General features: G+C 41.5%; 10 protein-coding genes and 1 tRNA gene. 8 read left to right on the top strand and 3 right to left on the bottom strand.

The window, feature by feature from the left end; all coding sequences use genetic code 11:
* The first annotated feature begins 532 nt into the window (after positions 1-532).
* Complete coding sequence (gene comW / locus SSIN_RS07240; protein WP_037617413.1) at positions 533-754, top strand: sigma(X)-activator ComW; 222 nt, start codon at positions 533-535, stop codon at positions 752-754.
* A 158-nt stretch (positions 755-912) separates the two neighbouring features.
* Here the strand turns inward: comW and SSIN_RS07235 are convergent, their stop codons facing one another.
* Positions 913-1,800, bottom strand: a complete 888-nt coding sequence (locus tag SSIN_RS07235) for an RluA family pseudouridine synthase (protein ID WP_037617411.1) — start codon at positions 1,798-1,800, stop codon at positions 913-915.
* Positions 1,801-1,951: 151 nt separating this feature from the next.
* Between SSIN_RS07235 and pbp2a the strand changes: the two genes are divergently transcribed.
* The 5 genes from pbp2a to SSIN_RS07215 all read left to right on the top strand — a co-directional run bounded on the left by pbp2a (position 1,952) and on the right by SSIN_RS07215 (position 6,239).
* A complete protein-coding gene (gene pbp2a, locus SSIN_RS07230) occupies positions 1,952-4,174 on the top strand; it encodes a penicillin-binding protein PBP2A (RefSeq protein ID WP_037617409.1) in 2,223 nt (740 codons plus the stop codon).
* 60 nt (positions 4,175-4,234) lie between these two features.
* Complete coding sequence (gene rpmG / locus SSIN_RS10320; RefSeq protein WP_015605910.1) at positions 4,235-4,387, top strand: 50S ribosomal protein L33; 153 nt, start codon at positions 4,235-4,237, stop codon at positions 4,385-4,387.
* Between the two features lie 9 nt (positions 4,388-4,396).
* Positions 4,397-4,576: a preprotein translocase subunit SecE gene (gene secE, locus SSIN_RS07225; RefSeq protein WP_037617407.1), complete on the top strand. Its 180-nt coding sequence runs from the start codon at positions 4,397-4,399 to the stop codon at positions 4,574-4,576.
* Positions 4,577-4,717: 141 nt separating this feature from the next.
* Positions 4,718-5,254, top strand: a complete 537-nt coding sequence (gene nusG / locus SSIN_RS07220) for a transcription termination/antitermination protein NusG (RefSeq protein WP_037617404.1) — start codon at positions 4,718-4,720, stop codon at positions 5,252-5,254.
* A 205-nt stretch (positions 5,255-5,459) separates the two neighbouring features.
* Positions 5,460-6,239, top strand: a complete 780-nt coding sequence (locus SSIN_RS07215; RefSeq protein ID WP_037617402.1) for a hypothetical protein — start codon at positions 5,460-5,462, stop codon at positions 6,237-6,239.
* Positions 6,240-6,498: 259 nt separating this feature from the next.
* On the opposite strand, the gene SSIN_RS07210 is transcribed toward SSIN_RS07215, so the two are convergent.
* Positions 6,499-6,569: transfer RNA gene (locus tag SSIN_RS07210), tRNA-Cys, on the bottom strand.
* A gap of 421 nt (positions 6,570-6,990) precedes the next feature.
* Positions 6,991-7,815: an SHIRT domain-containing protein gene (locus SSIN_RS07205; RefSeq protein ID WP_037617400.1), complete on the bottom strand. Its 825-nt coding sequence runs from the start codon at positions 7,813-7,815 to the stop codon at positions 6,991-6,993.
* 436 nt (positions 7,816-8,251) lie between these two features.
* Here SSIN_RS07205 and SSIN_RS07200 point away from each other — a divergent pair, with 436 nt between their 5' ends.
* Both SSIN_RS07200 and SSIN_RS10815 read left to right on the top strand, forming a co-directional pair.
* A complete protein-coding gene (locus tag SSIN_RS07200; protein ID WP_037617398.1) occupies positions 8,252-9,241 on the top strand; it encodes a hypothetical protein in 990 nt (329 codons plus the stop codon).
* A gap of 27 nt (positions 9,242-9,268) precedes the next feature.
* On the top strand, positions 9,269-12,363 hold a 3,095-nt coding region (locus SSIN_RS10815; protein ID WP_209325466.1), incomplete at its 3' end, for a GbpC/Spa domain-containing protein.

The following is a 12,363-nucleotide window of genomic DNA, read 5'->3' as shown; positions in this document are numbered from 1 at the left end:
GGCGGAGCCCTTTACCTAGGTAAGAAGAAAGCTTAGACCTGATAAGAGTTCACACAAGCAAGCGCTCAGAATCAGAACTTAAGCAGCTCTAAAAAAATCGAACCACATCAAGGGATTGCTTTCCGCTAGATGTGGTTCGATTTTTAAATTTTAGAGAGTTCTCTCAATAGATTTTTGTTATAAAATGTTTTTCGGATTTGATCCTCTCTAACAGGTCATCCAGATTGGTGAAGGCTAAGGATGGAGGGAAGGCTGTTTTCCTCCTCTGGAAGCTTTTGAGTTCAAAGTTAAGCTGAGGGTTCTCCTAGTTGATTTGAAACAGTATTAGAAAGAGAATGGCTAAAACCTGCTATTTTTAGTGTGGCCGATTTTTAGATTGTTTATCCATGCAAGATGCTCTAAATTTTCCCTAAAATGTCATGTTCTATATTCACTTTGCATTTGAGGCTTTGATTGTGGCAGAATAATGATTTTTACCCAAAATACTCTATTTTTCTTCTATACTAGTTTTAACGAAAAAATAGGAGTTGTTATGAAAATTCAAGAAATTTATTTGAAGTACAAAGGTTATTATGCTGAAATTGAGGCTGAATATTCTCATTGTAAAAAGACGAGTATAGAGTGGGAAACACTGCATCTGCGCTATCTGATTTATTATCTGGTTCGGTACAATATTGGCAAGATGCAGTTTTTCAATCCCTATCATTATCGGACGGCTTACCGCTTGTATCTGGAGCAGTTGGTTGCAAGCTAGTCGAGAAATAAGAAAGACGATTTCCCATTATGAAATCGTCTTTTGGTCTACGGATCAGTCTATTTTTCATCCTTTACATAAAAAATTGAGCTTTATAAAGGGACAAGACTGATTGATTGCAGGGAGTGTTCGCTTTGGAGACTCGGCAATCAGGCAAGCTATCCCTTTCTAGACTTACTTCTGTGCTGTCTGATTTCTGCTTCAAAACTCTCTGACGGTGCTCCTACGCTGATGGTTTCTAGGGTGAACGGATGAATCAAGGTCAAACGATGGGCATGGAGCATGAGGCGGCCTTGAGGCTGAGGGTGGTAAAGGGGGTCACCAATGATGGGATGGCCGTGATGAGCGAGATGGACACGGATTTGGTGAGTCCGTCCTGTTTTCAATTGGCATTTGACCAGAGTTGTGTTGCCAAACTCCTTGAGTCGGGTCACATGGGTCTCGGCATAGAGGCCTTTTTTCGGATCAACGAGGCGTCTCCGTCGGTCATGGCGATCTCGGCCTATTTTATCTTTGTAGATGATAGTCTTGCTGGGAAATTTCCCTTGGGCAAGAGCCCAATATTCGCGGGCGATATCTTTGTTTTCCAAGAGGCGGTTGAGAATGGGGAGGACAAAGGGATTTTTGGCAAAAAGGATGGCGCCACTGGTTTCCTTATCCAGACGGTGAACGACATAGCAGGTCTGGCCGACATAGCTTGACACATGATTGAGCAGAGCTATTTCTGTCGGCTCATTGGCATGGCTCTTCATGCCGTGGGGCTTGTTGACGATGATGAGATGCTCGTCCTGATAGAGCTCTTCGACCAGACTAGGCTGGCCAGCTAAGATTTCTTTTTCTGGATAGTCCTCTTTGTCAAAGGTTAGCTGAATGCTGTCGCCAGGCTTGACCACAGTCTGCCAGTGGATAGACTCACCGTTGACCAAGACGTGTTTCTTGGTTCGGAGAAAGTGACGGATTTTGCGAGGGATGAGGAGCTGGTCCTCTAGCAGTTCTTTGACGGTCATCTGAGATAGACTTGAGGGGATGGTAATGGTAAATTTCATGTTTTCATTGTAGCAAAAACTAGCCCATTTGGAAATACTTAGCTGGAAAAAGGAAAGAAGCTCTGCTATTTCCTTAAAGAAAGCTAAAAAGAATAGAAAGCAGCGGACTCGTGCCTTGTGTATACATGGATAAGGTGATAAAATATGTTTTATGAAGAAATTAAATGATGTATTTGAAAAACTAGTCAATTTTTTTAAAACGGATCAGCCTCAGAAGAAGGTTGCTGAAGAGTTGGGAGGTGAGGCTCTTGAGCCTAGCTACAGCCGATCTGGCAAGAGCCGCAAAAAGCCTCTTTCTCAGCATCCCTTCCGCCGTTTTTGGCGCAGATTTCACCTGACCAAGATATTCCTGATTTTCGGTTTGACCTTTGGTCTGGTGGTCGGTGGCTATCTTTTTTATGTAGCCAAGACGACTAATGTCAAAGACTTGCAGAATGCTCTTAAAGCCACGACTTTGATCTATGATAAGGATGGAAATGAAGCGGGCAGCTTGTCTGGGCAAAAGGGCACCTATGTCGAATTGGAGGCAATCAGTCAGGACTTACAGAATGCCGTGATTGCGACAGAAGACCGCTCTTTTTATAAGAATGGCGGGATCAACTACAGTCGCTTCTTTCTAGCCATTTTGACTGCGGGGCGCTCTGGTGGTGGTTCGACCATCACGCAGCAGTTGGCTAAAAATGCCTATCTTTCTCAAGATCAGACCATTGAGCGTAAGGCCAAGGAATTTTTCCTAGCTTTGGAGATTAACAAAAAATACAGCAAACAGGAAATCCTGACCATGTATCTCAATAACTCTTATTTTGGAAATGGGGTTTGGGGCGTGGAAGATGCCAGCAAAAAATATTTTGGTGTATCTGCCAGTCAGCTCAGTCTAGATCAGTCGGCGGTTCTAGCCGGCATGCTCAAAGGACCGGAGATATATAACCCCCTGTATTCGATTGAGAATGCGACCAACCGTCGTGACACCGTTCTTCAAAATATGGTAGCGGCAGGTTACATTGATCAGGCAACAGCGGATCAGGCTGCGACAGTTGGCATTGGAGGTCAGCTAGTCGATACCTATGAGGGTAAGTCGGAAGATTATCGCTACCCATCTTATTTTGATGCAGTTATCAATGAGGCAGTCAATGACTACGGCCTGACTGAGGAAGAAATCGTCAACAACGGCTATCGGATTTACACCGAATTGGATCAAAATTATCAAGCCAGTATGCAGGTCATCTATAGCAATGTCGATCTCTTCCCACTGGCCGAGGACGGGACTCGGGCTGAGTCAGGAAGCGTAGCACTGGATCCCAAGACAGGTGGCGTTCGGGCTTTGGTCGGCCGTGTCAACAGTGCTGAAGGCTCTGCCTTTCGAACTTTTAACTATGCGACTCAGTCTTCTCGCAGTCCAGGCTCGACCATCAAGCCTTTGGTAGCCTACAGCCCAGCGATAGCAGCAGGCTGGTCAACGGATAAGGAGCTAGACAATAGTCGGACAGTTTTTGGCGATTATACGGTCAATAACTATGGCAATATCCAAAGTTCACCGACAGTGCCGATGTATCAAGCCTTGGCTGAATCCCTCAATATCCCAGCTGTTTCAACAGTGGATGAATTAGGCGTGAGCAAGGCCTTTGAATACGGCAAAAAGTTTGGCCTTAATATGGACAAGGTGGAACAAAATCTAGGCGTAGCTCTGGGAAGCGGCGTGACGACCAATCCACTTCAGATGGCTCAGGCCTACTCAGCCTTTGCGAATGATGGAGTCATGAATGATGCCCACCTCATCACCAAGATAGAAAATGCCAGCGGTCAGGTTGTTAAAACGCACCGGCAGACTTCTACCCGTGTCCTTAATCGCTCGACCGCAGAAAAGATGACCAGCATGATGCTGGGAACTTTCTCAAACGGAACGGGGATCTATGCAGCTCCTTATGGCTATACGATGGCTGGAAAGACAGGAACGACAGAGACTGACTTTAATCCGGATCTGTCAGGAGACCAGTGGGTTATCGGCTATACACCAGACCTAGTTATCAGCCAATGGCTGGGCTTCCCTAAGACGGATGAAACTCACTATCTGACTGGGACGAGTGCCAATGAAGCCTCGGCTATCTTCCGCAATGTGGCTAACAGTATCCTGCCTTACACGGAAGGAACGTCCTTCTCTGGTCAGAAAAATGCTTACGCTGAAAACGGCATTTCCCCAGTCGATACCTACGGTACTGGCGAAACGAATACGACTAGCGAAAATAAAGACTTCCTAAAAGAAGTCCAAGAGCGGGCGCAAAACCTAGTAGATGATGCCAAGAAAGCTATTGATGAGTCTGGTATTTCTGAAAAAGCCAAGAATCTCTGGGATACTATTACCGGCTGGTTCCAATAATCTTTCAAACAGCTTGTCAAAGAATCAGAAAACTGCTATAATAAGGAAGATGGAGGCGTTATGGCATTAAAAAAAGCGAGTCTAGCGTGTACAGTTTGTGGGTCGCGAAACTACTCAATCAAACTCAGTAGCACTCCAAAACCTACGCGTCTAGAAGTAAATAAATATTGTAAACACTGCAGTAAATACACTCTGCATAAAGAAACCAGATAGGAGACAGTTGTGAGATTCATTAAAGATGTTTTTGGATTATTGAGAGGTACAACTTGGCCTACCCGTAAAGAAAGATGGACTGATTTCCTTTCCGTAATGGAATACACAGCATTCTTTGTTGTGTTAATCTACATTTTTGATAAGGTAGTTGCTAGCGGTCTCTTCCGTATAATCAACATGTTTTCATAAGAAAGATAGAGCTGCTTTGGCGGCTCTATTTGTCTGTAAAATTTTTTTCAAAATGCTTTGTAATTTTGGATTTTATGGTATAATAGGGCTAGAAATATGAAGCGAGGCCCTCAGGCTTTTTTATTTAGGAAAGGACAAGACATGGACAGTTTTGACAAAGGCTGGTTTGTACTGCAAACCTACTCAGGCTATGAAAATAAAGTAAAGGAAAACCTCTTGCAGCGGGCTCAGACTTACAATATGCTGGAAAATATCCTGCGTGTGGAAATTCCGACCCAGACCGTACAGGTCGAAAAGAACGGCAAGACCAAAGAAGTGGAAGAAAATCGCTTCCCGGGCTATGTGCTGGTTGAGATGGTCATGACAGACGAAGCCTGGTTTGTCGTGCGGAATACGCCGAACGTAACTGGATTTGTGGGTTCACACGGAAACCGCTCTAAACCAACGCCGCTCTTGGAGGAAGAAATTCGCAATATCCTCATCTCCATGGGGCAAACGGTTCAAGAATTTGATTTGGATGTCAAGGTGGGCGACACCGTCCGTATTATTGATGGTGCCTTCACTGACTATACAGGAAAAATTACAGAGATTGATAACAATAAAGTCAAGATGATTATTTCCATGTTTGGCAATGACACGGTTGCAGAAGTCAACCTCAGTCAAATTGCAGAGCTATAATTTCTTGAAAAGCATAAAAAAGAGAGTCGGAAATATTTTTCCGCTCTTTTTGTGTGCAATTTTACATTGATCCCACCATCTAGAACTTAAATAAGATAAATATAGTTTCAATAACTTAGCTTATGGTCAGGAAAACGGATACAGAATTCGTTCAAAATGCTATAATAAGTAGTGATATAACCAAGAAGATGTTTAAGGAGGGCTTATGAAAACCATTTTTGAAAATCAAGAAATAACATTTAGTGGCCAAGATGGCCATACTTTAATTGTTAAAAATGAGGGTTTGTCCTATCAAGATGGGAAAAATAAAAATCTTGATATTTCATTTGATAAAGTTTACGCTATCTTACCACTTCGTTACTGTAATTCTAATTCAAGTTATAATCTCATTTTTCGAGATAAGAACGGAAAGAATATGGCTGAATTTGATACGGATACCACCATTCGCAATAATATCCACAATATATTTGAAACGAAGTCAATACTGTTAGCCTTTGCAGCAAGCAAACTTACCAAAGATTTCCCAAATAATCTGAGGACTCTTGATATAACATTGGCTTTTAGTCTGAAAGAAAAAGAAATTCGTATTGCTAATGGCGTCATCTATGGCTCAAAGAATACAATCAATATTGAGGACATTCGCAGAGTACAGTGCGTAACAAATGGGACGATTTCCAATCTTGCTCTGTACAGAAATGATAAAAAGAAATTTTGGGACATTCCTGATATGAAACTCCCTTGTAACGAAGTAACCTTGCCTCTACTTGAAGCGATTGTTACTCAAAACACGGGGAAAGGGATTGATTTTACTCGAGGAAATGGTTTCGATCAAAAAACTTCTGAGTTTATGATTATTCGCTATATGGATTCCAGCTTTTTTATCAACAGTGACGGAACTCTAGCTAAAGAATGGCAAAAACAAGTTTACGATAGAATTCTTTTATACCAATATGATCTAGCAGATTTATTAAAACAGCTACCGTAAGTTCAGGTCATAACTTTGGCATGTGAGTTGGCTTGTGGAGGAAGAAAAAGGAGACAAGTAACCTTCGGTTAGCTATTACAATAAGCAATCTGTACAGAATTGAAAGTAAAATAGTAAAATCCTTCTGAATTGCTCAGAAGGACTGTTTGTCCACTAACTTTATCCTATTTGCCCTAGTTCTAGTATAAGCGAAGAGAAAAGAAAAAGCCCGATTTTACGGGCTTTTCATTCGGTTGATTCCTGATAATCAGGTATTGAAAGGCGGTAGACGGATTTGAACCGACGATCAAGCTTTTGCAGAGCCGTGCCTTACCACTTGGCTATACCGCCGCAACTCTTACTATTTTAGCGTATATTTTTCAGGACGTCAACTAAAAGTTACAAACTTTGCAAAAATAATTAAGATGATGTCCCAAAAGATGGTCTGCTAGTAGAAATCAGAAAATAAATCATGAAATGACTAGAAGCTATCAGAGCTTGTCTGGTCTGAGTTTTCCAAAGTGGAGATATTTAGCATATTAGCAGTGAAATAATAAAAGAGGCTGAGACAAAAAGATTTCAATTTTTAAAAATCTTAATTATTAAGCCCTTCAAATCTATAATTAAATGCAAAAAGCGAACAAAGCAGAATTCTGATTACCAGAAAACTAGTTTTGTTCGCTTTTTATATTTGAGGTCGGACTTTTGTCCCAGCCTCATGCTAAATTAGAATTCTTTAAAACTGATACATCAGAGTTTGTGAGCGTACATGTTAATCCCAGGAATCTTCGTCAGTTTCTTTACGTTTCCGAAATCCCAGCAGGGTTATCATGGATGAAAAACGGCTCAATGCTGCTTTGAAATTTTGTTTTTGAGAGTTTTTAAGTGGAGTCGTCGGTGAAGTGGCAGGAACCTCGGTTTGCGTTGTGCCCAGCTTCTTTTTGCGGTAGAAAAAGAAAGATCCGGTTGTAAGCAGTATGGCTAGTAAGCTACTGATGACTGGCAAGGTCAGGGTGAATGCAGTCTTCGCCTTTTTTGAAGATTTGCTGCTTGTAGAGTGCTCCTTGCTTGAGGTGCTTGTTTCCTGCTTTGGCTCTTTTTCAAACTCCCATTTGCCAATAAAATGCGCATCTTTATCTTGGATAGTCTCCGCATCTTTGTCGTAGCCTTTAAAAATCCATTTTCCTCCTGGGACCTGGATTTCTGTTTGTTTTTCTTTTGGCGGCTCAGGGATTGCTCTCGTTCCGTTTAGGATATTTTCCTGATTTTGTGGCAAGTATTTCAGGACTTCTGGAGGCAGAGTCTTATTTGGGGTGCCGCTGATAAATTCGTATGTTTTATTATAAAGAGCTGGAGCTGCAGGAGTGCTTGAAGAGGAGGTATTACTGTCCGTTCCTTGGTTCGGTTGGCTTTCAGAATCTGAATGTTCTTGTCCCTCTTTTTCGTTAGTTGAGAGGTTGGAAGAGACCAGTTCACTCTTCTGATCGTCAGCCTCTCCTTCAACAGAGGCGTGCGCAACTACTGGTAAAAAAGCTGAGAAAAGTAAAGGGAGTATAGGAAAAAGCAGAGTTCGTTTTTTCCGTCTCGATTCAGCCATACAGTAGTTTCCTCCTCTCTTAATGTTTTCTAGTTAAAAGTCTCTATCACTTCATTCTAGTATTTATTTGAGAATCTGTCAAGTAAGTTTAGTCGCCTGAACGTCAAATGGCTGGAAGCTCCATCTTAAAGTAATATTGGATAGAACATAGATAAAAGAAAGCGTTCTTTTATAAAAAACTGCATCAGATCGCTTCATTTCCTGTCCATTTTATATATAAAATCAGAGAATACTATCACCTATGTATATTAGGAAAGTAAAAAAGGTCTATGTTTTCACTCGATTTCATGACATTTTTTACACAATCATTAGATTGGGGTTACATGTTTAACTTGACAAATTACAAGAATATTATTATCATTAAAATAAGTGGTATTTTATACTGTTACTTTAGTAACGTATATATGTATTTTGAGAATGGAGGGGATGCTTTATAATGAAAAAAAATAAAGTTTTTCTGACCTCGACGGCGGTTTTATTATCTGCTTTGGGTGCAAATCCAGTGTTGGCTCGTGATGTGGAGCACTCAAGTAGTTCGGCACCAGTCGCCACTGTGCCGACAACGGATGATAAAACGACGTCTACGGCATCAACAGACTCAGAAAATGGCAAAAACCTAGTGCAATCAGATGCTTCATCGGCAAAACCAGCACCACCTATGGAAGCTGGTGAATCAGCTCCTGCGGATTCATCTGTAAATCCGAGCTCGGAAGTCTTGCCAGCGAAGCCTGAGTCGACTGACCCTGATAAGGGTGAGTCAGTGGAGCCAGAGGTTCCACCGGTGGAGCCCAATCCATCAGTTGAACCAGAAAATCTGGAAGCCCCAGCAACAGAAACGGAATCTCAGATTGCTTCTGAAGAATCCACACCTACAGAGTCACCTGTGCTTCCAGAAGCTTGGCAGCCGGAGTCGAGGATTTCAACAGCGTCAGCTAACTTATCAGTCTCATCAGCAGTTTCTATGGCCACTGTAGCAACTTCACTGACTGACGCAGATAAGAGAGCAGCCGCATCAGAACTACAGAGACTTGTGGAAAGAAAACAGGAACAGTCTGAAAAGCGTGAAAAAGATAGCTTGGTAGACTTTGATTTAGCTCAAATGCTAGCTCTTCCTGTGAGAGAAAAAGTTTCAGCAAGCTCTCCACTTTTGACAGATCAAGGTTTCCAAGTCATCGGAAGTGATAAGGGTCGTGCTGTTGTCCAAAACTCTGATGGTTCCCAATCAGTCGTTCCGCTAGCGCAAGTAGGTGGGACAGCCGATGATGACGGCACTGTTACTGTTAAGTCCAGTGATGGAAAATTTGTATTGTTGCCAGAGCTTGGTGAGACAACGACTCTCTTTGCAACAATCGGTCTGTTCGTTTTATCACTCTTAGGGTTTAAACAAATCAAACCTTTTGAGAGAGAAAATTGGATAATAGGTTAATTATAAAAAAGGAAAGAAGGAACGCGCATGTTCAATCACAATAGTGAGACCAAAGGTCATGGATCTATTCGTAAAAATAAAGTCTATGGTACAATTGGTGTCATTGCCCTTGGTGCTATTGCTATGTTTAGCAATAACAAAACTGCGTCGGCGGATGAAGTATCATCTTCTGAACCAACGACTACAACACCTGTAGCGTCAGCGGCAGATACTAGTTTGGCAGTACAATCTCAGGCTGCATCAGCTGAAGCAGCGGCTCCAGCGACTGCTACGGATTCAACCGCTCCAACTGCGAATGCAACTGCTCCAGTTGAAGCTGCTTCCCCAGCAGCTCCAGCAGCTGAATCAACTCCAACTGCATTGGCTTCTTCGGCTAGTGACACAACTCCTGTAACTTACACTGCGCCTGCAGCAGCTCCAGCAGCTCCAGCAGCTCCTGCAAAAGCTACGGAAACAGAGCCTGTAAAAGTTGATTCTACTGATTTGGATAATGCTGTAGAAGATGCAAAAAAAGCTGGGGTTGAGGTTACTAGGGAAGCTGATGTAGATCGTGGCACAGCAACTACTCCACAAGAAACGGAGCAAAAAATTGCTGAGATCAAAAACGACTATAAAAAACAAACTGAAGAAATTAAATCAGTTACGGAAGCTGCCAAAGTAGATACTGCCAAATACAATGAAGCAAAAACACAGTATGATACAGCGAAAGCTGAATATGATGTAAAAAAATCAGAATATGATACAGCGAAAGCTAAGTATGACTATGATTTGGCTCAATATCATGTGTTGAAAACACAATATGATACAGCGAAAGCTCAATATGATAGAGATTTAGCTACTTATAATGAGGCGAAACTTGCTTATGCTGCGGCTAAGACTCAGTATGATGTTGATAAAGAAGCGTATGATAAGGCTAAAACGACTTATGATACGGATAAAGCAGCTTATGATATAGCTAAGGCTCAATATGATGCGGCTAAAATTTCTTACGATGCGGCCAAAGTTAAGTATGAAAAGGACCTGGAGAAATATAAAGAGGATCGAGTTGCGTACAATATAGCGAAAACAGCTTATGACGAAGCTCAAAATAAATATGTTGAAGATCTAGCTCAGTACAACAAGGATAAAGCAGCTTATGATACAGCTAAAGAAGCCTATGATACAGCTAAGGCTACTTACGATACAGCTAAGACTCAATATGATTCTGATTTAGCTAAATATAAAGTTGATAAGGCTGCCTATGATGTGGCTAAGACAACATATGATCGCGAGCTGGCTCAATATCAAGTGTATAAAGAGCAGTATGATACAGCGAAAACTCAGTATGATCGTGATCTCGGTCAATATCAAATCCTTAAAGCTCAATATGATGCAGCGAAAACTCAGTATGCTATTGATAAGGCTGCTTATGATCAGGCTAAGGCACAATATACTGTCGATAAAGCAGCTTATGATAAGGCTAAGGCTCAATATGATGCTGCTTTAGCTAAATATAAAGCAGACAGTGAGCAATATAAGCGTGATATGGAAGAATACACGCGTGCCATGATTGAAGCTGAAGCTAAAAAACATCAAGATGGCTATCTAACAGAAGCCAAATCACAATCTTTAATTTTCAAGAGTGAGCCGAATGCTATCCGCTCAATTGATCCATCAGTACGTCAGTATACAAAAAAAGAATTGGATGATTTGGTGAGGTCATGGGGCATTTCTCCAACTAATCCCGACAAGACAAAATCAACAGCCTATTCTTACTTTAATCAAATTAACTCAAATAATGCATATGCAAGACTTGTTTTAGAAAAAAACAAACCAGTGGATGTAACATACACTGGCTTAGAAAACTCTAGCTTTAATGGTAAAAAGATTTCAAAAGTTGTCTATACTTATACCTTGAAAGCTACAGAATTTGGTGATGGAACCAAAATGAGTATGTATGCATCAGACGATCCAACAGTTACAGCTTGGTATAATGACTTCTTTACTTCTACGAATATCAATGTAAAAGTGAAATTCTATGGCGAAGATGGGGAATTGATTGACCCTACAGGAAGTTTAGTAAGTTTCTCATCTCTAAATCGTGGAAATGGTAGTGGAGCTGTATATAAGGATGCAATCGAAAGCGTACGCTATTTTAATGGTAAATTAATCCCTATTTCTGGTTCCTCAATTAAAATTCAAGCTAATAATTCAGCTTATGCGGATTCTTCAAACGCTGAAAAAGCATTAGGTTCTCGCTGGGAAACTTTAGAATGGGATACAGCTGAAAGTGATAAGAAGTGGTATGGAGCTATTGTTGGTGAAGTAACTCAGCCAGAGATTAGCTTTAATATGGTTTCTTACAAGAGTGGAAATGTTTGGTTTGCCTTTAACTCTGATATTAAAGCTATAGGTGTTCCAATAAAACCAGTAGAACCAGTAGAGCCAAAGGCACCAACAGCACCAGTAGAGCCAAAGGCACCGACAGCGCCAGTAGAGCCAAAGGCACCGACAGCACCGGTAGAGCCAAAGGCACCAACGCCACCAACTACGCCTGCTATCCGAACTGCAAAATATCACTATAATACTTTGAAAAGCACCATAGAATATGGTAATGTTGTTGTTGATTATCAGGATAAACAAGGTAATACGATTTCTCCGCGCATTGTAGATACGCCGGATGTACGAGTTGGTACGGCTTATGATACAACTGACCATAAAACTACAACTATTACAACAGCTGATGGAACGATTTACCGTATTGACACCAGTGCTACCCAAGGTAATGAAAGTGGACAAGTTGTCAAGGGTACAACCCGCGTTGTTTACGTTTATGACAAAGTTGAAAAGCCGGTAGAAAAGAAATATGGTGATGTTACCGTCGAGTATAAGAACAAAGACGGCGTGACCATTGCACCGAAAGTGACCGATACACCGCGTTCTGAAGTGGGTACCGACTACGATACTACTGATCAACGTAAGGACACTATCACTACAGTAGATGGCAAGAAGTACAAGCTGGATCTGACAGCGACCCAAGGCGCTGAAATAGGTAAAGTCGTTGAGGGCAATACCACTATTATTTATTACTATGATCTTGTTCCAGAGAAGAAATACGGTGATGTGACGGTTGAGTACAAGAA

Origin of the sequence: Streptococcus sinensis (assembly GCF_000767835.1) — a bacterium.
GTDB lineage: Bacteria > Bacillota > Bacilli > Lactobacillales > Streptococcaceae > Streptococcus > Streptococcus sinensis.
Note: the sequence above shows the minus strand (reverse complement) of the source record. Positions and strands in the feature narration are given on the sequence as shown.